This window comes from uncultured Tateyamaria sp. (genome assembly GCF_947487805.1).
Taxonomy (GTDB): domain Bacteria; phylum Pseudomonadota; class Alphaproteobacteria; order Rhodobacterales; family Rhodobacteraceae; genus Tateyamaria.
The window spans coordinates 1,054,634-1,075,893 of the sequence record NZ_CANKXW010000001.1; the positions used below are offsets into that span (position 1 = coordinate 1,054,634).

The following is a 21,260-nucleotide window of genomic DNA, read 5'->3' on the forward strand; positions in this document are numbered from 1 at the left end:
CCTAGAGCCCCTCGAAGGCGCAAAGCGCCGTGACATCCATGCCCATCGCCTCGAGCTTGGCCCGCCCACCCAGATCGGGCAGGTCGATCACAAAGGCACAGGACAGGATCTCGCCGCCCAGCCGTTCCACCAGCTTGATGCCCGCCTCTGCGGTGCCGCCCGTGGCCAGCAGGTCATCAACCAGCAGGATCTTTTCGCCTGCCGTGATGGCGTCGTCGTGCAATTCGACAATCGCCTCGCCGTATTCCAGCGTGTAAGCTTGGCTGATCGTGGCACCTGGCAGTTTGCCTTTCTTGCGGATCGGTACGAAGCCCACGGACAGCTGGTGCGCGATGGCACCGCCAAGGATGAAACCGCGCGCCTCAAGGCCCACGACCTTGTCGATCTGGAGGCCCGCATAGGGGTGCAGCATCTGGTCAATCGCCATGCGGAACCCGCGCGGGTCGGCAAAGAGCGTGGTCACGTCGCGGAACATGATCCCTTCGTGCGGGAAGTCGACGATGGTGCGGATATAGTCCTGAACCTGTTTCATGTGGATCTCCGGAGGGTGGCGGTAAGCAGGCCCATGCCGATCAGCGTAGCCCCGCCTGCGCGGGTCATCCACATTTGCACGGCAGGCCGCGTGATGCGGGTGCGCATGGCGTTTGCGGCCAGCGCAAAGATCAGGGCGTTGAGGCAGGCGATGGTCACGAAGGTTGCAATCAGGATCGCGGCTTGCGGGGCAAAGGCGGCGTCGGGCTGGATGAATTGCGGCACGAAGGCCACAAAGAACGTGTTGGACTTCGGGTTCAGCGCCGTGACCGTCGCCAGATCGCGAAACACCTTGCCGGGGGTTTGGCCCGCGGGCCGGTCCGTCAGGGCGGAGGGGGGGCTGGCAGATGTCGCGCTGCGCAGCATTCGGATCCCCAGATAGATCAGGTAGGCGGCCCCGATCCATTTGAGCACGCTGAACGCCAGTGCCGAGGTCAGGAAGAGCGCGCCAAGGCCGATCACCGACAGGGTCATGGCGATCAGGTCACCGGCCGCCACGCCAAGGGCCGAGGCCACGGCCACGCGGCGCCCTTGGGTCATCGCATAGCTCAGCACCATCATCAGCGTGGGCCCAGGCAGGACGAGGAGGGCGGTCGAGGCGGCGGCAAAGGTCAGCCAGAGGTCGAGAGGCATGGGTAAGGTATCCTTGGAGGAGAGGTCAGAGCACGCGGCCCGCCACCGCGTCCAGTTTGGCCATCAGAGCCGCGTCGCGGGCTTCGGGTGCGGTGATGATGGCAAATTCCAGCGCGCGGTCGCAGCCATGCGGGCAGGGCGCGCGGTCGGCCCCCAGCAGGGCGGGCAGGCGGCGCACCATGTCGCGCCCCTTGTCGGCATTGCCCATGAGGGTCTGGATAATCTGGGTCACGTCCACCTCGCCATGGTCCGGGTGCCAGCTGTCGTAATCCGTGATCATCGCGACCGAGGCATAGCAGAGTTCGGCCTCTCGCGCGAGTTTGGCCTCGGGCATGTTGGTCATACCGATCACATCCGCGCCCCAGCTTTCGCGGTACATCTTCGATTCGGCGAGGGTCGAGAACTGCGGCCCCTCCATCGCCAGATAGGTGCCGCCGTCATGCACCGTGACGCCTGCGTCCGTCGCGGCGGTGACACAAGCCGCCGACAGGCGCGGGCAGGTCGGGTGCGCCACGCTCACATGCGCAACACAGCCGGTGCCAAAAAAGGATTTCTCGCGCGCAAACGTCCGGTCGATGAACTGGTCCACCACCACGAAGTCTCCCGGCGCCATGGCGTCGCGAAAGCTGCCGCAGGCCGAAACCGAAATCACATCCGTCACGCCCAGCCGTTTGAGCGCATCGATATTGGCGCGGTAGGGCACGGTGGTCGGGCTGTGTACATGGCCGCGCCCGTGGCGGGGCAGGAACGCCATGTCGACACCGTCCAGCGTGCCGGTCAGGATCTGATCGGACGGCGCGCCCCATGGCGTGTCGACCTGCACCCAGTCCGCGCCCTCCAGCCCGTCGATGTCATAGATGCCGGAGCCGCCGATCACGGCAATTTTTGTGCGGGTCATCGGGGTCTCCCCATGTCGTCAGAACCAGGATGCGGCATGCGCGGGCGCGCACCGTTCTCTACGGGTACAAACAGCGGCGGCGGCTGTACACCCCCACCGGGCGCAAGTTCACCATCATGTGCAACAGGTGGGATCATTCGCGGCGAATGATGCCTGTGATCGCCGCAGCCCCCAGCGCGGTGACGATCCAGCCCATGGCGCTCAGCACCCAGCGCGCCCACCACAGGTGCCAGCCCCAGACGTCGCGCGTGGTCGACGGGGCCCAGGCATCCGTCTGGCCGAAATCGATGATCGGGATCACCACGTCAAATCCGTAGGCATAGCGGTTGAACGTCTCCCAATCGCGCCCGGGTGCGGCGGCTTTCCACGCGGCGGCGGTAAAGGTGCTGTCCGCCGGGATTTCGTCGCCCGACCAAATGGCCGCAGGGTTGGGTTCCGTGGCTGCGATGTCTTTCCATCCATCCGAGACCAGAATGGGCGCTGCATTGGGGGCGAAACTGCCCTCCTCCCACGCGAAATGGGCGGGGATGATCGTGAAACAGATCAGAACGGCCAACGCCGCCACACTACGGAACGGATAGTGGCCATAACCCACCACAAAACGCAGCATCGTATCCCAGAACCGCGACCACAGGTTGATCGGCATGGCGAGGCTGTGGCCGGATGCGCTCAGTTGCGCGCGGGTGCTGGCCCGGCGCTTGCGCTCACGGGTGTACAATACCCGTCGCGCGTCCTCATCATGGCCGGTGTCGCGCAGGAACTTGGCGTATTGCGAATAGGGCTGCGGGCGGAACTCAACCCCGAAATAGCTGCCATCCCGCAGCCAATCCATCCGCGCAGGCGAGGTCGACACGGTCCCCTTGATCCGGTCATAGGTGAACCCGTCCAGAAACAGCTGGTCGCAGGGTGGCCAGTTGTCGGGCTGGTCGTCCAGCTCTGCCACATGCGCGCCATTCAGGCTCACGCCGCCGGAACGGTGCTCGACCTTTTTCCAGACGAACGCGTGTTCCACCCGCATGGCCTGCCCGTTGAACGCATGCCCGCTGTCGTTGCGCAGCTTGATCCGCTCGCAGGTCAGCCGCCCCGAGATGCGCGACCCGGCGAGCAGGATCTCACCTGTGCTGTCGCAACCATCAAGGCGCACCGCGCCATTCACCGTCGCCCCGCCCAGCGACAGCGATTGGCCGGTCGAGGTCGCGGCAAAGGTGCATTGCTGCGCATAAAGCCCGCCCATGGTGGCCCCGTTCAGGCGGATTTCGCCTGTGGAATGGAACGGTGTTTCTATGTCCTCCCGGTCGAGCGCGGTGCGCGGATGGAAAAAGACGCCGCCTTCAATGCGCGCGTCCGGGGCCGAGATCGCATAGGCACCATCGCACGCCATCTGCGTGCCTTCAAACCCGAGTTGCCCGTCGATCGTTGCGCTGTTCAGGTCAATTTCTTGCGAGGATCTGATCCGGCGCAGGAATACGCCTCCGTCAATGTGCGCTTTCTGTGCCCGCAATCCGTGCAGGCGGCTACCGCTCAGATCCAGCCTCGACATACTCGTCTGCAGGCACTCGATTGCCTCTTCGAAGTAGCAGTTTCTCAACTGCATCGTTCCGTGAACCTGTGCAAAGTTGACGTCCAGAGTTCCGGTGACTGCGCCGCCTTCCATCATTGTACCTTGCGCGTCGACCAGGCAGTCGGCGCAGCCACCCAGCAAAAGGAAACGCAGAATTTCGGCCCTTATGGACACTTGCGGATCAAGCGTTTCCGGGCAAGTACCGTCTCCCAGAACACACCACTCGCCAGCTTTGCACGCTTCGATCAGCTTGCGCTCGGCGCCTGTAGGGTTGAGGGCCAAAACCTCTTCATACGTCCGAATGATCGCCATGACTGCCCCAGGGTGATGCGCCTGCGCGTCAGCCTAGCGGAAGTTGTCCAATTGTTAACCCTGATATGTGATCTGCTCCCCCATCCGTGGTGACATTTTCGGCGCGGTAGGCGCGCAGATCGGCGGCGGGCGCTCTAGCCATGGTCATTCGGCGCCCCGTGCGATAGAGGGCGCGCAAAGCGGCATCAATGCAGGTGGAGCCTTTATGGCCTTTTTCGACAATCTGAACAGAAAAACCCGGTTTGGCGATTTCTCCATCGCGCCCGGTGACACCAAACTGACCCCCGCGCAGATCCGGACGGACCTGCTGTCGGGGCTGACGGTGGCGCTGGCGCTGGTACCCGAGGCGGTGGCCTTTGCCTTTGTGGCGGGCGTGCACCCGCTGGTGGGGCTTTATGCGGCGTTCATGGTGGGGCTGATCACTGCGCTCTTTGGCGGGCGTCCGGGTATGATCTCGGGGGCCACAGGTGCTTTGGCGGTCGTGATGGTGGCGCTGGTGGCGCAACACGGGGTGGAATACCTCTTTGCCACCGTGGTGCTGATGGGGCTGATCCAGATTTTTGCCGGTGTGATGCAATGGGGCAAGTTCATCCGGCTGGTGCCGCATCCCGTGATGCTGGGCTTTGTGAACGGGCTGGCCATCGTGATTTTTCTCGCCCAGCTCACGCAGTTCAAGGTGCCCGGCACGGCCGAAGCCTCGGGGCACGGCATGGCGGGCGGTGACTGGCTGTCGGGCATGCCGCTTTACCTGATGCTGGGGCTTGTGGGCCTGACCATGGCGATCATCTGGCTTGCCCCGCGCGTGACCCGGATCATCCCGGCACCGCTGGCGGGCATCGGCATTGTGGCGGCCATCGTGATCGGCTTTGGGCTGGACGTGCCGCGTGTGGGCGATCTGGCCAGCATCGAAGGCGGGCTGCCGCCGTTCCACATTCCTGCCGTGCCGCTGAATTGGGAGACGTTCCAGATCATCTTGCCTTATGCGGTGATCCTTGCGGCCATTGGCCTGATCGAGAGCCTTTTGACGCTGAACCTTGTCGGTGATCTGACCGGCCAGCGCGGTGGTGCAAGCCAGGAATGTATCGCCCAAGGTGTGGCCAATACGGCCACCGGGTTCTTTGGCGGCATGGGCGGCTGCGCCATGATCGGCCAATCGATGATCAACGTGAAATCAGGCGGGCGCACGCGCATCGCAGGTGTTGCGGCGGCGCTGTTCCTGCTGATGTTCATCCTTGTCGGGTCGAGCGTGATCGAGCTGATCCCGCTGGCCGCCCTCGTGGGGGTCATGTTCATGGTGGTGATCGGCACATTCGCGTGGAACAGCCTCAAGATCCTGCGCAAGGTGCCGTTGACGGATGCCTTTGTGATCGTGCTGGTGACGGTCGTGACGGTGATGGAAGACCTCGCCGTGGCGGTGGTTGTGGGTGTGATCGTGAGCGCGCTGGCCTATGCGTGGAACAACGCGCGCCGCATTCACGCCAAGGCATATGAGACACCCGAAGGCGCGCGTGTGTATCAGGTACAGGGCCCGCTGTTTTTCGGCTCGGCCACCGGCTTTGTCGAGATGTTCGACATCGACAATGACCCGTCCGAGGTGATCGTGGATTTCGCCGACAGCCGGGTTGTGGACCAGTCGGCCTTGCAGGCGATCGAGGCGATTGCGGGCAAGTACGAGGCGGTGGGCAAGCGGGTCCAGTTGCGTCACTTGACCCGTGATTGCCACCGTTTGCTGACAAATGCGGGCCACCTTGTCGTGGATAGCGACGACGACCCGGATTACGGCGTCGCGGTGAACTATGGCGTGCGCACGGGGATCCTTGGCGGTCACTGACCGGGCGGCTTGTCGCTAGCCGTCCAGCAGGTCCACCACGACCAGATTGCCCGGTTGCAGGTCGACAAAGGCCACGTTCTCGATCAGGATTTCTTCGCCTGCGCCATAGGTCAGGCGCAGGTCCGACCCGACTTCGGTAAAGACGGCGTTGTCCACGCTCAGCAACAGGCGGATGACGTCCTCGTCGACATCGAAATCGGTGAGGGTGTCACTGCCACCCAGAGTTTCGGAAAACACGAATACGTCCGCGCCCGTGCCGCCGGTCAGTGTGTCATTGCCTGCGCCACCGACCACCACGTCATCGCCGCCAGAGGCTGAAATCACGTCATTGCCATCATTGCCGAACAGGGTGTCGGACACGCCGCCGCCAATTATGGAATCGTCGCCCGCCCCGCCATAAAGCCGGCCCTCGCCGGCGGCGCCGATCAGCGTGTCGTTGCCTGCCCCGCCAATCAGCGTGTCCACGCCCGCACCTCCGTGCAGCCGGTCACTGCTGCCTCCGCCGCGCAGGATGTCATCCCCGTCACCGCCGTTCAGCGTCTCGGCATCGGCACTGCCAAGCAGGCTGTCATTGCCCGTTCCGCCAAAAAGGGTGTCGTTGCCCAGATTGGCATAAAGCGTGTCATTGCCCGCGTCGCCATAGATCCCGTCAGCACCGTCGCCACCGCGCAGGATGTCGTTGTCGTCGCCGCCATAAAGGCTGTCATTGCCACTGTCGCCCAGCAGGCTGTCCGCGCCCGCGTCGCCGCGCATGGTGTCATTTCCGCCGCCGCCCTTGAGCGTGTCACTGCCAGTGCCGCCCTCCAGAACGTCCGCGCCGGCGCCGCCTGCAACCAGATCGTTGCCCGCGCCGCCGGTCAGCGAGTCGTTGCCGATGCTGCCCTCGACCGTATCATCGCCGTCACCCCCGTGGGCCGCATCGTTGCCACCGCCGCCCTTGATCGTGTCACTGCCAAGTCCGCCTTCGATGCTGTCGGCACCTGAATCCCCGCTCAGCCAGTCGTTGCCCGACCCGCCGATCAGCGTGTCGTTCTGTTCGCCACCAAACACGGTGTCATTGCCCGCGCCCGCATCCACAAAATCATAGCCGTAATGCGTGGAAATCCGGTTGTCGCCGGTCAACTCGGCCGAGTGGCCGTCATTGGTGACATCGCTGCTGCGGATGAAATCCGAGATCGAGTTGCCCTCGTATTCCCAGTCCAGACCGAACAGAAGGGTCTCCAGCGCGCTGTCGTCGCTTCCCGTTTCTTCGGCAGTGGCCGCCGTGAACAGGTCCGCGCCGGACAGGGACAGGTTTTCGAAATTCACGAAATATCCCGCACGGTAGGTGAACAGGATCCCGGTTACCGTGCCACCTGTCAAAACCGGACCATCAGATCCCGCCCGGTAGGTCAGCCCCACCCCGGTCAGGGTCACCACCGGTGCCGGCAGTGCAAAGCCGGTGGTCGTCAGCGTCGCACCTGTCGGTGAACTCGTATCGATGGTGGTGCGCAGCATCACGACCTCAAACAGGAAATCGATCAGCGTGTGATTTGCAAAAAGACCTTCGGAAACAGTAATCTTGGGACGTGGTGGCATCAGTGATCCCCCCTCAAACAACATCAACATTAGTTAATTTTGAAATTCTTCCCGCAGTCTGCCGCCCGAAACCGGTCTTGGCCAGCGAAAAAGAAGTCCGCGCAGATGTATCAGAGGGCGCGCATGGCGCGCTACTCTCCGGGGCGGGCCAATGCGAACTTGTCCCGCACCACCGAATAATCGCGGTAACCCAACCGCGTCAGCGGGTTGTAGCGCAGCACATCAAAGATCCCGTCCACGATGCAGTCGTCACGCAGGTGCACGCCGACAACCTCGCCGAACACCACGTAGTTGGACGCCCCTTCGATCTGCACGATCTGGGTCATCCGGCATTCCATCGACGCAGGTGCGGCACCCACACGGGCACAGTCGATCTCGGAACAGGGGGCCTTTTCGATGCGGGCCAGGTCGAATTCATCGGTCGTGGCCTCCCACGGCCCCGATGTCTGGTTCATCGCGTCCTTCATCGCATATTCCACCACGTTGACGCAGAACACGCCGGTCTCGCGGATATTGGCCACGCTGTCCTTGGTGCCGTCGCGGTCGTCCTTGGTGCCGGTCGAGGCGAACATCACCTGCGGCGGCACATAGGCCACCCCGTTGAAAAAGGAATAGGGCGCCAGATTGTCCGCGCCATCCGCGCTGCGGGTCGAAATCCAGCCGATGGGGCGGGGGGTGACCACGGCGTTGAACGGGTTGTGGGGCAGGCCGTGGCCATCGGCAGGACGGTAGAACATGGGGGCTCCGATCTAGGGCGTTTGCGCAAGACCTAACCCCATGCTAGGGCGGGTTCCAGCCCTGACGCCGCCAAAGCCCGCCACACGACCTGATCCGATGTACACCCTCATCCAAGAAACGGCCCCTGACTGGTGGGAGGTCGAGGCGCTCTATGACCTGTGTTTTGCACCCGGACGCGAAGCGCTGTCGTCCTACCGGTTGCGTGACGATGTCCCGCCCGTGGCCGGGCTCAGCCATGTGGCGCGCGATCCGGATGGCATTCTTGCCGGGGCCATCCGCTATTGGCCGGTGCAGATCGGCGCGGTGCAGGCGTTGCTGCTGGGCCCCGTGGCCGTGCACCCGACGCGGCAGGGCGAGGGGTTGGGCGGGCAGTTGATCGAAACCTCGCTGGACGTGGCCGCCGGATCGGGCTGGGCGCGGGTGATGCTGGTGGGCGACGCGCCCTATTACAGCCGCTTTGGCTTTGCCCGTCTGGGCGATGTGACCATGCCGCCCCCCACCAACCCCGACCGTGTGCTGGGCCGGGCCCTTATGCCCGGCGCGTGGGACGGAATTGCCGGAGAGGTCACGCGCGCACATTGAAACCGGCGCGCCGCGTCCCAACATTGGGGTCATGACGGATATTATCCTGGCCGACCCGCCGCTTGACCTTGACGCTGAACTGGACCGCCTCGCGCGCCGCTACAAGGGGGCCGGGGGCTTGGGCATCCAGCTTCTCAACACGCTTGGCACCGGGGCGGACGGGTTGCTCGACCGGTTGCCCGCGTCTGTGCGCGACCAGTTGAACAACGCCACCCAGCGCGCGCTGGAACAGGCGTTGGCCGCGGCCAGCACCTCGCGGCGCGTGGTCCCGGACCAATCGGAGTGGCTGAACCGTGCCGTAACCACCGGCCTCGGGGCTGCGGGCGGATTTGGCGGGCTGCCCACGGCACTGGCCGAATTGCCGGTCACGACGACGCTTCTGTTACGTTTGATCGAAGGGGTCGCGGTCGAACACGGGTTTGATCCGACGGCCCGGTCGGTGCGGTTCGACTGCGTGCATGTCTTTGCCGCCGCCGGGCCTCTGGAGCATGATGACGGGTCGGACGTGGCCTTTCTGTCGGCGCGGATGGCGCTCAGCGGGGCGGCGATGCAGGCGCTGCTGAGCCGCGTGGCGCCGCGGCTGGCGGTCGTGCTGGGCCAAAAGCTCGCGTCACAGACCGTGCCCGTGCTGGGGGCCGTCGCGGGGGCCGCGACGAACTATGCCTATACCAGCTATTACACCGACATCGCCCATGTGCATTTCGGGTTGCGGCGTCTGGCGATTGCGGCGGACACCCCGCATGACGACATGGTGGCCCGGCTCAGGGCCGAGGTTCTGGCGCTGCGCTAGGTGCCGCAGAGATCGCCGTCTGGCCAACGGATGTGGCCTTGATCACGGCAAAGACCCGCAAACCGCCGCGCAGGCCCATCGCCGCCACCGCGCGCGCCGTGACCCGCGCCAATAGACGCTCGCCCGCCACATCTAGAACAACCGCCGCACCCGGCCCGTCGCCCGCGCGGATCTCGGCAATGGTCGCGGGCAGAATGTTCTGCGCGCTCAGCCCCGTTGGATGTTCCAGCGCCAGCAGGACATCCTGCGCCAGCACCCGCAGACGCACCTCCGCGCCCACCGGGGCCTGCACGCCCATCAGGTGCAGATCGCCCGCCGCGACCCGCAATGTGCTCAGCCCGTCGGCGTCATGGGCCATCACCTGTGCGCGCAGCACCGCACCGGCCTCGCGCACACCGATCAGCGGCATCGCCGCCGGATCGCCCATCACGTCAAACAGCGGCCCGGCCTGCACCACGCGCCCGTCCGACAGCAGCACCATGTGATCGGCCAGCCGCGCCACCTCGTCCACCGCGTGACTGACATAGAGGATCGGCACGCCCGTCTCGGCCTTGAGCCTGTCGAGATAGGGCAGGATCTCGGCCTTGCGCGCCGTATCAAGTGCGGCCAGAGGCTCGTCCATCAACAGCAGGCGCGGATCCGACAACAGCGCCCGCCCAAGGGCCACGCGCTGCGCCTCTCCGCCCGACAGCGTCCCGGGCCGCCGGTCCAGCAGTGCGCCGATGCCCAGCATCTCGATCACCCGCGCCCGCGCCGCCCCCCGCGCGCCAAAGCGGCGGGCATAGTCAAGGTTCTGCGCCACGCTCAGATGCGGAAACAGCCGCGCGTCCTGAAACACGTATCCCACCCGGCGCTTGTGCGCAGGCAACCGCACGCCCGGCCCGTCAAACACCGCACCGTCCACCGTGACCTCCGCTTGGTCCAGCCGCGCCAGCCCCGCCACCGCATTCACAACCGTGGTCTTGCCCGCGCCCGACCGCCCAAAAAGCGCGGTGACACCCGGCGGCGCTTCAAAGGCCACGTCGAGGGCAAAGGCCCCAAACCGGTGGCGGAGAGCAACGGACAGGCTCATGCGCTCGCGATCCTGCGCGCCACGCGCCGCGCCAGCCATTCCGACACCACCACCGCCCCCAACGCCAGCGCGCAGGCCCAGAACACGAGGACAACCGCCGCGCGCTCTCCGCCCGGCACCTGCAACAGCGCATAGATCGCCGAGGGCAGCGTCTGTGTCTCGCCGGGGATGTTGGCGACAAAGGTGATGGTCGCGCCGAACTCCCCGATGGCCTTGGCAAAGCCCATGACGCCCCCCGCAAGGATGCCCGGCAGGATCAGGGGCAGGGTGATGGTGGCAAATACCGACCAGCCGGGCGCGCCCAGCGTGCGGGCGGCGTCCTCGGTGCGCGGATCCACCGCCTCGATCGCGAGGCGGATGGCGCGCACCATCAACGGAAAGCCCATGACCATCGCCGCCAACACCGCACCGGTCCAGCGGAATGCCAGCACAAGGCCAAATGTCTGCTCCAGAAACCGCCCGATTGGGCCGGTCCGGCCAAAGGCGATCAACAAAAGGTACCCCGTCACCACCGGCGGCAGCACCAGCGGCAAATGCACCAGAGCGTTCAGCATGGATTTGCCCCAGAACGTCCCCCGCGCCAAAAGCCACGCGACCCAGATCGCCAGCGGCAGCGCCAGCGCGGTGGCAACCACGCCCACCAGCAGCGACAGGCGCAACGCCTCCCATCCGGCCGCGTCCAGCATCACCGCACCGCCACGAAACCAGCACCGACAAACACGTGCCCACGGGTCAGCACATGGGCCAGCAGATCCGCACCCGCAGGCGTCAGGGCCAGTGCCTGATAGAGGATCGTGGGGTGGGTGTCGGGCGGAATGGTCCAGACAACATCGACCGCCGCACTGGCCGCTGCATCGGAGGCATAGACAATGCCCAGCGGTGCCTCGCCCCGCGCCACAAGGGCAAGGGCGGCACGCACATTTTCCGTCTCGGCTAGTTGCGGGCGCAGGGCCTTCCACGCGCCGATATGGGTCAGCCAGGCCTGCGCATATTGGCCTGCGGGCACCGACATGTGCTGCCCCATGGCCAGCCGCCCGGTCCCCAGTCGCGCCGCCAGCGTCTGTGCATCGGCCTGGGGCAGAGACGGCGCGCCAGCGGGCGCGATGACGACCAGACGGTTCGACAGAACGGACACCGCAGGGCCGGTCACATGCCCCTGATCCACAAGCCACGCGGCCCAGTCGGTGTTGGCAAGCAGCACCAGATCCGCAGGCGCGCCGAGGCTGATCTGTCGGGCGATCGTGCCGCTGCCAGAATAGCTGATCCGCGCCTGCGCGCCATGCGTCTCCGCAATTTGATCCAGCGGGCCTTGCAAGCTGGCGGCGGCAAAGACGCGCACCGGATCCGCCGCGGCCTGCCCGCCCGCGCAGGCACCGCACAGGGCAAGGGCCAAGCCTTTGATCCAGTTGCAGGTTTTCATCACCGCGCACTATTGGGCATGGGGCAGGGCGGCTCAAGGCCCAAAATCGCGCCCCGTCGGCGCGCCAACCAGCCCGTCAGGGTCACAAAAACGGGAAAATCATTAGGATTCTGGTAATTCCCGTCGGTTTTGGTTATGTTATCCACAATTAGGAGGGGCAGTGCAGTGAGCGCCCAATGATAAAACAATTGCCGCTCAGTTTCATGGGCGCCCATAAACGAGATATCCGCACGCAATTTGCCGCGCTGTGCTATCGCATCAAGAACGACAAGGTTCAGGTGTTGCTCGTGACCTCGCGCGGGTCGCAACGATGGATCCTGCCCAAGGGCTGGCCCATGGACGGGGCGACGCCCGCCGAAAGTGCCGCAACCGAAGCGTGGGAAGAGGCGGGCGTGCGCGGTCGCGCCGAGGATCGTCCTCTTGGGATCTATTCTTACAACAAGGTGCTGGGCGAGGACGAAGACGATCTGCCCTGCGTGGCCATGGTCTATGCGGTTCGGGTCAAGACCCTCGCACGGGAGTTCCCCGAAGCAGGCCAACGCAAACGCAAATGGGTCAGCCGCAAGAAGGCCGCTAGCATGGTGGACGAGCCGGAACTGGCGCGCATCCTGCGCGATTTTGACCCGCGCCAGTTGGCCTGACGGAACGGGCGAGGGGCGCAATCGCCATTGCGCCACCGGTTCTGGGGCTTATGTTAGGCAGGCCATGATCAAGTACACGCTCAAATGTGACAGCGGACACCAGTTCGACAGCTGGTTTGCAAATGCAGGTGCCTATGACAGCCTGCGTGCGGCGGGTCATGTGTCCTGTGCCAGCTGCGGATCCAACCAGATCGACAAGGCCGTCATGGCCCCGCGCGTGGCGACCTCGCGCATGGCCCCGGTGGTCCCGGCCGAGGATGCCTCGGCGGACGTGCCGCCCGAGGGCGCCGCAGCCGATCCCGCCGAGGTCGAGGCGGCGCTGCGCAAGATGCGCGCCGAGGTCGAAAAGAACGCGACCTATGTGGGCGGCAATTTTGCCCGCGAGGCGCGCGACATGCATCTGGGCGACGCGCCCGACCGCCCCATCTGGGGCGAGGCCAATGCCCGCGAAGCCAAGGCCCTGATCGAGGACGGTGTGCCGGTGGCCCCGCTTCCCTTCATTCCAACGCGCAAGGCGAACTGAACACATGAACATAGTCATCACGGGTGCCACACGTGGCATCGGCGCAGGTCTGGCCGCGCATTACAGGGATGCGGGTCACACCGTGATCGGCACGGGGCGGTCTTCCGGTGCGGATGTGACCCTGGACGTCACGCAGCCTGCCGATCACACGGCCATGGCCGCCAAACTGGACGGGCTGCCAGTGGATCTGTTGGTGTGCAATGCAGGCGTTTACCTCGACAAGGGCGCGGATCTGGAGACCGGCTATGCGCCCGATCTGTGGGCGCAGAGTTTCGCGGCCAATGTGACGGGTGTGTTTCTGACCGTGCAGTCGCTTTTGGCGAACCTGCGGGCGGCAGAGGCGCCCAAGGTCGCGATCATCTCGTCGCAGATGGCGTCGCACACGCGGGCCCCTGGCGGCAGCTATATTTACCGCGCGTCCAAGGCGGCGGTGCTGAACCTCGGTCGGAACCTCGCGGCGGATCTGGCCGGAGAGGTGGCAGTGGGCATCTATCACCCCGGCTGGGTACAGACGGACATGGGCGGCAGCGCGGCCGACATCACGGTGGATGAGGCGGTGGGTGGTCTGATCGACCGGTTTGCCGCGCTTGGGCCCGAGACGACGGGCTGTTTCGAGACATGGGACGGGCGCACGCATCCCTACTGACACCACGGGTGGCTTATGTCGAACGGACGCGCTGCCGCGCGACGCGATGTTTTTCACAAGCGGCTTTTCAGCCCCTTGTGAGATTGGCCCTGCGGATGGGGGCCGGCTGATCTTGCAACTGGTGCGCGCGGGGGCTATGGGCGTGCGGACGGAAAAATGGGGCGGATGATGCCTGTTCTCGTAATGAAATTCGGTGGCACCTCGGTGGCCACCCTGGATCGCATCCGACGGGCTGCGAAACGTGTCGGTGTCGAAGTGGCCAAGGGCTATGACGTGATCGTCATCGTGTCGGCCATGTCGGGCAAGACCAATGAGCTGGTGGGCTGGGTGAACGAGACCTCGCCGCTATATGATGCGCGCGAATATGATGCGGTCGTGTCGAGCGGGGAGAACGTGACAGCGGGGCTGATGGCGCTGACCTTGCAGGAGATGGACGTGCCTGCGCGCTCCTGGCAGGGCTGGCAGGTGCCGCTCAGGACGAATTCTGCCCATTCCAGCGCCCGGATCGAAGAGATCCCGACCGACAACATCAACGCCAAATTCGGGCAGGGCATGCGCGTGGCCGTGGTCGCGGGCTTTCAGGGGATCAGCCCCGAGGGCCGGATCACCACGCTGGGCCGGGGCGGCTCTGACACCACCGCGGTGGCCTTTGCGGCGGCCTTCGGGGCCGAGCGCTGCGATATCTATACGGATGTGGATGGTGTCTATACCACCGATCCGCGGGTAAGCCCAAAGGCGCGCAAACTGGACCGCATCGCATTCGAGGAAATGCTGGAACTGGCCAGCCTCGGCGCCAAGGTCCTGCAAACCCGCTCGGTCGAGCTGGCGATGCGTTACAAGGTCAAACTGCGCGTGCTCAGCAGTTTCGAAGAACAATCCGACGAGGCCGGCACGCTGGTCTGCGACGAGGAGGACATCATGGAAAGCAATGTTGTGGCCGGTGTGGCCTTTTCCCGCGACGAGGCCAAGATGACGCTCTTGAGCGTGGCAGACCGCCCCGGCATCGCCGCCACCATCTTTACCGCGCTCAGCGAGGCGGGGGTGAACGTGGACATGATCGTCCAGAACATCTCCGAAGAGGGGCGCACCGACATGACCTTTTCCTGCCCCACCGATCAGGTGGCGCGGGCGACCAAGGCCATGGACGCGGCCAAGACCGGCGGCGTGATCAACTTTGCCGAACTCGTGGCCGACACCGATGTGGCCAAGGTCAGCGTTGTTGGCATCGGCATGCGCAGCCATACCGGCGTCGCGGCCAAAATGTTCCAGTGCCTCAGCGCCGAAGGCATCAACATCAAGGTCATCACCACCTCCGAGATCAAGATCTCGGTCCTGATCGACCGCAAATACATGGAACTGGCCGTGCAGGCGCTGCATGACGCGTTCGAGTTGGACAAGGCCGCCTGAGGCGCGCATCACATCTGACCAAAATTCCCGCAAGAGGGGAAATCCGCCGCCGTATGGCGCGCTTTGTCGTTTCGCTTTGATCCGTGCTGTGATCTAAGCTGAGATCGCAGGCACGCCCGGGGGGATCACGGCGCATATGGTCGAACGCATTGAAACCGAAAGCCGCAAGCTGTTGGGACGCTTGCGCGACGCCATGGCAGGCGATGACCCGGGCCAGGCGCGGTTGGACAAAATCACCCATCTCATCGCGGACAGCATCGGCTGCGAGGTCTGCTCGATCTACCTGTTCCGCGACGAGGAAACGCTCGAACTTTGCGCGACCGAAGGGTTGAACGCGGACGCCGTGCACCGCACCCGGATGCGCCTGGGCGAGGGGCTCGTGGGCCGCGTGGCCCTGCGCAGGCAAGTCGTGAACACCGCCGACGCCCCCAGCGCCAAGGGCTTCCGGTTCATGCCCGAAACCGGCGAAGAAGTGTTTTCCAGCTTTCTCGGCGTGCCGGTGCAGCGGTTGGGCGAGGCGCTGGGCGTGCTGGTGGTCCAGTCCAAGGCGGCGCGCGAATTTTCCGCGGACGAGGTCTATGCCCTCGAAGTGGTCGCCATGGTGCTGGCCGAGATGACCGAACTGGGCGCCTTTGTGGGCGAGGGCAGTGCCATGGGCGCGCGCCACAGCCAGCCCTCGATGCTGCGCGGCACGGTGGCTCAAGAGGGGGTGGCCGAGGGCCATATCTGGCTGCACGAACCCCGCGTCGTCGTCACCAACCCGATTGCCGATGACCCGCACCGCGAAATGGAACGCCTGACCGAAGCGGTCGAGGATCTGCGCGTGGGCGTCGACAAGATGCTGGCACTGGCCGCAGGTGACAAGGAACAGGCGCAGGTGCTCGAAGCCTACCGGATGTTTGCCAATTCCAAGGGCTGGATGCGGCGCATGCAAGAGGACATCTCGAACGGTCTCAGCGCCGAGGCGGCGGTGGAAAAGGAACAATCTCTGGCGCGTGCCCGCATGGGGCAGGCGACTGACAACTACCTGCGCGAACGGCTGAGCGATCTTGACGATCTGTCGAACCGCCTCTTGCGCATCCTGACCGGGCAGGGCGCTGATACGGGCGCCGAAATGCCTGCCGACCCGATCCTTGTGGCGCGCAATATCGGGCCTGCCGAATTGCTGGACTATGGCCGCAGCCTTCGCGGCATCATTCTTGAGGCAGGTTCCGTCGGCAGTCACGCGGCCATCGTGGCCCGCGCGCTGGCCATCCCGCTGATCGTCCATGTGGATCGCGCCACGCTCGAGGCGCTCAATGGCGATCACGTCATGGTCGACGGCGAACAGGGCATTGTGCACCTGCGCCCCGATGACACCGTGGTCACGGCCTTTCGCGACAAGATGGCGATGCAGGCGGCGGCGGTCGAACGCTATGCCTCGATCCGGGACAAACCTGCCGAAACCCGCTGTGGATCAGTTGTGGCCTTGCACATGAATGCCGGTCTGATGGCCGATCTGCCGTCGCTGGTGGGGTCGGGGGCCGAAGGCGTGGGCCTGTTCCGGACCGAATTGCAGTTCCTCGTGCGCAACCAGATGCCGCGCCGGTCAGAGCTGTCGGCGCTTTATGCACGCGTTCTGGACGCGGCCAGTGGCAAGCCGGTGATCTTTCGCACGCTCGACATCGGCTCCGACAAGGTGCTGCCCTACATGAAGCCCAATGACGAACCCAACCCGGCGCTGGGCTGGCGGGCGATCCGTGTGGGATTGGACAAGCCCGGCGTGATGCGCATGCAGTTGCAGGCGTTGATCCGTGCCGCCAACGGCCGTCCGCTGACGATCATGTTCCCCTTTGTGGCGCAGTACGAGGAATACACGCGCGCGCGGGCCGAGGTCGACAAGGCCATGGACCGCGAGGCGCGGCTGGGTCACGTGTTGCCGTCCGAGCTCAAGGTGGGCGCGATGCTGGAAACGCCCAGCCTCGCCTTTGCGCCGCAGAAGTTCTTTGAAGAGGTCGGGTTCCTGTCGATCGGGGGCAATGATCTCAAGCAGTTCTTCTTTGCCGCGGACCGCGAAAACGAGCGCGTGCGGCGTCGCTATGATACGCTGAACGTGTCCTTCCTCAGCTTTATCGAACGCATCGTCGAACGGTGTGTGCAGACCGACACGCCGCTGTCCTTCTGCGGCGAGGACGCGGGCCGCCCGGTCGAGGCGTTGTGCTTTGCCGCCATCGGACTGCGCAGCCTGTCGATGCGCCCCGCGTCAATCGGGCCGGTCAAGTCCCTGTTGCGGCGGTCAAATCTGGACGAGGTGCGCAAGGTCATCGCCGACGCGCGCCACCGCGGCGAGATGAACGTCCGACCCGCGATCATGGAGTATCTGCGCCAGCAGACTTGAAACGACGGTTTTTCCAATCGGTTGAACGGCTTGTCAGGTGACGTGCACGCGTCACCTTCATAACCCTGTGCGTGTGGGCACATCTCTGCCTAAAATTATCCACAGGTCAATTTGGCCATTGATCACAAAAGTCCGCGTGAATTTCGGACTCTTTTGACCAGGATATCCCCAAAAGATACGTTGAAACCCCACAATACCGGGCAATACTCTGTCGTTTACCCACAGACGGATTTTACGTCCTCCACAGGCGCAAAAAAACGCCGCCAGCAGGGCCGGCGGCGTCGATTTTCAGGAACGAATGCGGTCAGCGGATGCGCTGCTCGGTCTCGGCGTCAAAGAACATGACGCGGTCATCGTCAAAGCTCACGGTCACTTGCGTGCCCTCTTCCATGGCCAGATCGCCCTTGGACTCCACGATCACCCGCTCGCCCGTGGGCGTGGTGAGATAGTCATAGGCGACCCCGCCCAGACGCTCGCGGATGTCCAGCGTGATCGGCGACGCACCTTCCGTCAGTTCCATGTCCTGCGGCCGCACCCCGACGGTGACAGCCGTCCCCGCCGCGGGCAACGCCACGGACGTCGCCACCAGCCGGTCGTTCAGACCCGGCACACGCACGCCACCCGCCTCGACCACACCGCTCACGAAATTCATCGCCGGTGAACCGATAAAGCCCGCCACGAACTTGTTGTCCGGATCCTGATAGAGATGCATGGGCGAACCCACCTGCTCGATATAGCCCGCGCGCAGCACCACGATCTTGTCGGCCAGCGTCATCGCCTCGACCTGATCGTGGGTCACATAGATCATCGTCGTGCCCAGCTCCTTGTGCAGACGCGCGATCTCGACCCGCATGTCCACCCGCAACTCGGCATCGAGATTCGACAGTGGCTCGTCGAACAGGAACACATCCGGCCCCCGTACAATCGACCGGCCAATGGCCACACGCTGACGCTGACCACCCGACAACGCCGCAGGCTTGCGGCTCAGGTAATCGTCCAGCTTCAGGATCTTGGACGCACCGTCCACCTTGCGCTTGATCTCGTCCTTGGGCACGCCGTTCATTTTCAGGCCGAACCCCATGTTCTCCTCGACCGTCATGTGCGGGTACAGGGCATAGGTCTGAAACACCATCGCCACGCCGCGTTCGGCCGGGTCCATGTGCGTGACGTCGCGCGCACCAATGTTGATCTGGCCGTCGCTGGTCTCCTCCAGACCCGCGATCATACGCAACAGCGTGGACTTGCCGCAGCCCGACGGGCCGACAAACACACAGAACTCACCGTCATCAATGGTCAGGTCTACGCCATGGATGACCTGTGTGGCCCCATACCGTTTGATGGCTTTCTGCAATGTGACGCCAGTCATTAGGTCTCCCCCTCGTTAATGGCTTGGAAACTGCCAATTGGCAGCCGCACCCGCGATGTCGCGGGCTGTGGATTTGAGAAATGGCGCAAGGCCGGACAGATCATCCAGTGTCTTGCGGGTGGTGGATGTCGTGACGCTCAGCGCGCCGATGGACCGCCCGGCATCCGACAGGATGGGCGCGGCCACGCAAATAATACCGGGCTCATGCTCTTCACGGTCATAGGCGACGCCCTCTCGGCGCACGACCTCCAGATCGGCACAAAGCGATTCGCGCGTCGTGTGGGTGTGGGGCGTGTGCGCAAACCACGCCTGCTGCGACAGCGCCACCTCCAGCGCGTCATCGCTCAGAAAGGCCAGCATCGCCTTGCCCACGCCGGTACAATATCCCGGACCGACCTTGCCCGCCTGGCTGAACATCTCGATCGGGTCCTTGGCGTTGCGCTTGTCCACATAAAGAACCTGCCCGCCATCCAGCTGCGCGAGGTGCACGGTCTCGCCCAGCGTCTCGCTCAGCGCATCGATATGCGGCCGCGCGATCGGGGCCAGCGAACTTTGCCGCCACGCCGCATGGGCCAGGCTGACAAGGCGCAAACCGGGCGCATAGGTCTGCCGGTCCACGTCATAACGCAACATGCCGAGGTTGGTCAGCGTCTGCACCAGCCGATACAGCGTCGCCTTGGGATGGTGGGACATGGTCAACAGTTCAGAGAACCGCACAGGCCGTTCGGCTTGCGCAACAAGGTCCAGCACCTCCAGTGCCTTGCCGATGGTTCCATCCCCCGAACGGGGGGCTGCCGTGTTCATGTGGTCCTCCCAAACCTGATTGCGGGGCCCGACCCATTCAAAGCGCATTGCCTGAAATGAATCTGTTGACCTGCCGCCAGCTCCGCCGCATAGTTCCAATAGTTGGAATTCGGTTTCACTATGTGGAACATCCACAAAGCGAGACTGTAAGTCAAAAGAAATCTGACTTTTCGTTTCCGGGGCAATGTTACAAGCTCCGGACCGGGAGAAACGGAACTAAGGGAGGAAACCATGTTCCTGAAATTGAAAACCGCAACAGCGGCGATTGCCCTGTCGGCTATGGCCGGAGCGGCGATGGCTGGCGATCTGGTCATCAACTTTGACGACCTCAACCCTGGCCCCAAAAAGGGCTTCGAAGATGCCGTGGCTCAGTTCCAAGCTGAGAACCCCGACATCAACGTGATCGTCAACATCAATGACCGCGAAGCGCACAAGACAGCGATTCGCAACTTCCTGACCGCTGACGCGCCTGACGTGACCAGCTGGTATCCCGGCAACCGCATGGCACCCTTCGTCGATGCGGGCCTGTTCCAGCCCGTCGATGACGTCTGGGCCGACAACGGCTTCAACGAAGATCTGGCCGCGATCAAGGCAACCATGAGCCGCGATGGCAAGATCTGGGGCGTGCCCTATTCCTACTACCAGTGGGGCATCTACTACCGCAAAGACATCTTTGACCTGCTTGAGCTGGAAGAGCCCCAGACATGGGACGAGTTGCTGGCGGCCTGTGGCAAGATGAAGGCCAACGGCGTGACACCGTTCACCATCGGGACCAAGTTCCTGTGGACCGCGGCTGGCGTCTTTGACTACATCAACCTGCGCACCAACGGCTATGACGTGCACAACGCACTGACCGCTGGCGAAATCAAGTACACCGATCCCCGTATCGTCGCGACATTCGACAACTGGGAAACGCTGATCAACGAGTGTGGCTTTGTCGACAACCACGCCTCGATGAGCTGGCAGGATGCGATTGCACCCTTCGCCAACGGTGACGCGGCGATGTACGTGATGGGCAACTTCTCGGTGGACGGCTACAAGAATGCCGGTCTGACCGAAGACCAGATCGACTTCATGCCATTCCCGACAATTGATCCGTCGGTGGCACCGGCCGAAGAAGCGCCTGCGGACGCCTTCTTTATCCCTGCCAACGCCAAGAACGTCGAAGATGCCAAGAAATTCCTGGCCTTCGTCGCGCGCCCTGATGTGCAGACCCAGTGGAACAAGACCATCGGTCAGCTGCCCATCAACTCCAAGGCGGACATCTCGGACGACAAGTTCATCCAGGAAGGTTTCGCCCTGTTGAACAGCGCCACAGGTCTGGCCCAGTTCTTTGACCGTGACGCCCCCGCGGCGATGGCCAAGGCGGGCATGGAAGGCTTCCAGGAATTCATGCTGGACCCCTCCAAGAAGATGGCCATTCTTGAGCGTCTCGATACCGTTCAGGAAGAAGTCTACAAGTAAGACTTTGAGGGGGTGGGCATCGCTGCCCACCCCCACCGCTCTTTCTCGCGTTAACCTTTTGTAAATACAAAAGTATCTGTCTTTTC

The 21,260-nt window shown here is 64.0% G+C and carries 20 protein-coding genes; 9 read left to right on the plus strand and 11 right to left on the minus strand.

Annotated elements, in window-relative coordinates; genetic code table 11:
- Position 1: 1 nt before the first annotated feature.
- From Q0949_RS05305 to Q0949_RS05320, 4 genes are all read right to left on the minus strand, one after another.
- On the minus strand, positions 2-532 hold the full coding sequence (locus Q0949_RS05305) for an adenine phosphoribosyltransferase (RefSeq protein WP_299369303.1): 531 nt from the start codon (positions 530-532) through the stop codon (positions 2-4).
- Complete coding sequence (locus tag Q0949_RS05310) at positions 529-1,164, minus strand: LysE family translocator (protein WP_299369304.1); 636 nt, start codon at positions 1,162-1,164, stop codon at positions 529-531. Before Q0949_RS05310 ends, Q0949_RS05305 begins: the two co-directional genes overlap by 4 nt.
- Before the next feature lie 25 nt (positions 1,165-1,189).
- The gene (locus Q0949_RS05315) at positions 1,190-2,062 is read right to left on the minus strand and encodes an S-methyl-5'-thioadenosine phosphorylase (RefSeq protein ID WP_299369306.1); all 873 of its coding nucleotides are present in this window, start codon (positions 2,060-2,062) and stop codon (positions 1,190-1,192) included.
- Positions 2,063-2,195: 133 nt separating this feature from the next.
- Positions 2,196-3,935, minus strand: coding sequence for a hypothetical protein (locus Q0949_RS05320; protein ID WP_299369308.1), 1,740 nt, complete (start codon positions 3,933-3,935; stop codon positions 2,196-2,198).
- Between the two features lie 205 nt (positions 3,936-4,140).
- On the opposite strand from Q0949_RS05320, the gene Q0949_RS05325 reads away from it, so the two are divergent.
- A complete protein-coding gene (locus Q0949_RS05325) occupies positions 4,141-5,766 on the plus strand; it encodes a SulP family inorganic anion transporter (RefSeq protein WP_299369310.1) in 1,626 nt (541 codons plus the stop codon).
- A 15-nt stretch (positions 5,767-5,781) separates the two neighbouring features.
- On the opposite strand, the gene Q0949_RS05330 is transcribed toward Q0949_RS05325, so the two are convergent.
- Together Q0949_RS05330 and Q0949_RS05335 are read right to left on the minus strand one after the other, a co-directional pair.
- A complete protein-coding gene (locus Q0949_RS05330; RefSeq protein WP_299369312.1) occupies positions 5,782-7,344 on the minus strand; it encodes a calcium-binding protein in 1,563 nt (520 codons plus the stop codon).
- Positions 7,345-7,475: 131 nt separating this feature from the next.
- On the minus strand, positions 7,476-8,081 hold the full coding sequence (locus tag Q0949_RS05335) for a flavin reductase family protein (protein ID WP_299369313.1): 606 nt from the start codon (positions 8,079-8,081) through the stop codon (positions 7,476-7,478).
- 97 nt (positions 8,082-8,178) lie between these two features.
- Between Q0949_RS05335 and Q0949_RS05340 the strand changes: the two genes are divergently transcribed.
- Positions 8,179-8,664, plus strand: a complete 486-nt coding sequence (locus tag Q0949_RS05340) for an N-acetyltransferase (protein WP_299369315.1) — start codon at positions 8,179-8,181, stop codon at positions 8,662-8,664.
- Positions 8,665-8,695: 31 nt separating this feature from the next.
- A complete protein-coding gene (locus Q0949_RS05345) occupies positions 8,696-9,454 on the plus strand; it encodes an EcsC family protein (protein WP_299369317.1) in 759 nt (252 codons plus the stop codon).
- On the opposite strand, the gene modC is transcribed toward Q0949_RS05345, so the two are convergent.
- The 3 genes from modC to modA are packed head-to-tail and all read right to left on the minus strand — an operon-like array spanning position 9,426 to position 11,946.
- Positions 9,426-10,526, minus strand: coding sequence for a molybdenum ABC transporter ATP-binding protein (gene modC, locus Q0949_RS05350; RefSeq protein ID WP_299369319.1), 1,101 nt, complete (start codon positions 10,524-10,526; stop codon positions 9,426-9,428). The two genes, Q0949_RS05345 and modC, sit on opposite strands and share 29 nt — an antisense overlap.
- Complete coding sequence (gene modB, locus Q0949_RS05355) at positions 10,523-11,212, minus strand: molybdate ABC transporter permease subunit (RefSeq protein ID WP_299369321.1); 690 nt, start codon at positions 11,210-11,212, stop codon at positions 10,523-10,525. Before modB ends, modC begins: the two co-directional genes overlap by 4 nt.
- A complete protein-coding gene (gene modA / locus Q0949_RS05360) occupies positions 11,212-11,946 on the minus strand; it encodes a molybdate ABC transporter substrate-binding protein (protein ID WP_299369322.1) in 735 nt (244 codons plus the stop codon). The genes modB and modA overlap by 1 nt, the downstream gene beginning before the upstream one ends.
- 176 nt (positions 11,947-12,122) lie before the next feature.
- Between modA and Q0949_RS05365 the strand changes: the two genes are divergently transcribed.
- The 5 genes from Q0949_RS05365 to ptsP all read left to right on the plus strand — a co-directional run bounded on the left by Q0949_RS05365 (position 12,123) and on the right by ptsP (position 17,540).
- A complete protein-coding gene (locus Q0949_RS05365; RefSeq protein WP_299369324.1) occupies positions 12,123-12,587 on the plus strand; it encodes an NUDIX hydrolase in 465 nt (154 codons plus the stop codon).
- Between the two features lie 64 nt (positions 12,588-12,651).
- Positions 12,652-13,110: a DUF1178 family protein gene (locus tag Q0949_RS05370; protein WP_299369325.1), complete on the plus strand. Its 459-nt coding sequence runs from the start codon at positions 12,652-12,654 to the stop codon at positions 13,108-13,110.
- Between the two features lie 4 nt (positions 13,111-13,114).
- Positions 13,115-13,756, plus strand: coding sequence for an SDR family NAD(P)-dependent oxidoreductase (locus Q0949_RS05375; RefSeq protein WP_299369327.1), 642 nt, complete (start codon positions 13,115-13,117; stop codon positions 13,754-13,756).
- Positions 13,757-13,924: 168 nt separating this feature from the next.
- Positions 13,925-15,163 (plus strand): aspartate kinase, encoded by a 1,239-nt coding sequence (locus tag Q0949_RS05380; protein WP_299369329.1) that lies wholly within the window; start codon positions 13,925-13,927, stop codon positions 15,161-15,163.
- A gap of 136 nt (positions 15,164-15,299) precedes the next feature.
- A complete protein-coding gene (gene ptsP / locus Q0949_RS05385) occupies positions 15,300-17,540 on the plus strand; it encodes a phosphoenolpyruvate--protein phosphotransferase (RefSeq protein ID WP_299369331.1) in 2,241 nt (746 codons plus the stop codon).
- Positions 17,541-17,844: 304 nt separating this feature from the next.
- Here the strand turns inward: ptsP and ugpC are convergent, their stop codons facing one another.
- Entirely contained in the window at positions 17,845-18,906 is a 1,062-nt protein-coding gene (gene ugpC, locus Q0949_RS05390; RefSeq protein WP_299369333.1) for a sn-glycerol-3-phosphate ABC transporter ATP-binding protein UgpC, read from the minus strand.
- A gap of 15 nt (positions 18,907-18,921) precedes the next feature.
- Positions 18,922-19,710 (minus strand): IclR family transcriptional regulator, encoded by a 789-nt coding sequence (locus tag Q0949_RS05395; RefSeq protein WP_299369335.1) that lies wholly within the window; start codon positions 19,708-19,710, stop codon positions 18,922-18,924.
- A gap of 231 nt (positions 19,711-19,941) precedes the next feature.
- Here Q0949_RS05395 and Q0949_RS05400 point away from each other — a divergent pair, with 231 nt between their 5' ends.
- Positions 19,942-21,174: an extracellular solute-binding protein gene (locus Q0949_RS05400; RefSeq protein WP_299369336.1), complete on the plus strand. Its 1,233-nt coding sequence runs from the start codon at positions 19,942-19,944 to the stop codon at positions 21,172-21,174.
- The last annotated feature ends 86 nt before the right edge of the window (positions 21,175-21,260 follow it).

Excerpts from the sequence above, each read along its gene's own strand:
- Q0949_RS05305 (WP_299369303.1), bottom strand. The coding sequence starts at position 532 with ATGAAACAGGTTCAGGACTATATCCGCACCATCGTCGACTTCCCGCAC.
- Q0949_RS05380 (WP_299369329.1), top strand. The coding sequence starts at position 13,925 with ATGCCTGTTCTCGTAATGAAATTCGGTGGCACCTCGGTGGCCACCCTG.
- Q0949_RS05365 (WP_299369324.1), top strand. The coding sequence starts at position 12,123 with ATGATAAAACAATTGCCGCTCAGTTTCATGGGCGCCCATAAACGAGAT.
- Q0949_RS05400 (WP_299369336.1), top strand. The coding sequence starts at position 19,942 with ATGTTCCTGAAATTGAAAACCGCAACAGCGGCGATTGCCCTGTCGGCT.
- Q0949_RS05370 (WP_299369325.1), top strand. The coding sequence starts at position 12,652 with ATGATCAAGTACACGCTCAAATGTGACAGCGGACACCAGTTCGACAGC.
- Q0949_RS05315 (WP_299369306.1), bottom strand. The coding sequence starts at position 2,062 with ATGACCCGCACAAAAATTGCCGTGATCGGCGGCTCCGGCATCTATGAC.
- Q0949_RS05340 (WP_299369315.1), top strand. The coding sequence starts at position 8,179 with ATGTACACCCTCATCCAAGAAACGGCCCCTGACTGGTGGGAGGTCGAG.
- modB (WP_299369321.1), bottom strand. The coding sequence starts at position 11,212 with ATGCTGGACGCGGCCGGATGGGAGGCGTTGCGCCTGTCGCTGCTGGTG.
- Q0949_RS05330 (WP_299369312.1), bottom strand. The coding sequence starts at position 7,344 with ATGCCACCACGTCCCAAGATTACTGTTTCCGAAGGTCTTTTTGCAAAT.
- Q0949_RS05395 (WP_299369335.1), bottom strand. The coding sequence starts at position 19,710 with ATGAACACGGCAGCCCCCCGTTCGGGGGATGGAACCATCGGCAAGGCA.
- ptsP (WP_299369331.1), top strand. The coding sequence starts at position 15,300 with ATGGTCGAACGCATTGAAACCGAAAGCCGCAAGCTGTTGGGACGCTTG.
- Q0949_RS05375 (WP_299369327.1), top strand. The coding sequence starts at position 13,115 with ATGAACATAGTCATCACGGGTGCCACACGTGGCATCGGCGCAGGTCTG.
- Q0949_RS05345 (WP_299369317.1), top strand. The coding sequence starts at position 8,696 with ATGACGGATATTATCCTGGCCGACCCGCCGCTTGACCTTGACGCTGAA.
- modA (WP_299369322.1), bottom strand. The coding sequence starts at position 11,946 with ATGAAAACCTGCAACTGGATCAAAGGCTTGGCCCTTGCCCTGTGCGGT.
- ugpC (WP_299369333.1), bottom strand. The coding sequence starts at position 18,906 with ATGACTGGCGTCACATTGCAGAAAGCCATCAAACGGTATGGGGCCACA.
- Q0949_RS05320 (WP_299369308.1), bottom strand. The coding sequence starts at position 3,935 with ATGGCGATCATTCGGACGTATGAAGAGGTTTTGGCCCTCAACCCTACA.
- Q0949_RS05335 (WP_299369313.1), bottom strand. The coding sequence starts at position 8,081 with ATGTTCTACCGTCCTGCCGATGGCCACGGCCTGCCCCACAACCCGTTC.
- Q0949_RS05310 (WP_299369304.1), bottom strand. The coding sequence starts at position 1,164 with ATGCCTCTCGACCTCTGGCTGACCTTTGCCGCCGCCTCGACCGCCCTC.
- Q0949_RS05325 (WP_299369310.1), top strand. The coding sequence starts at position 4,141 with ATGGCCTTTTTCGACAATCTGAACAGAAAAACCCGGTTTGGCGATTTC.
- modC (WP_299369319.1), bottom strand. The coding sequence starts at position 10,526 with ATGAGCCTGTCCGTTGCTCTCCGCCACCGGTTTGGGGCCTTTGCCCTC.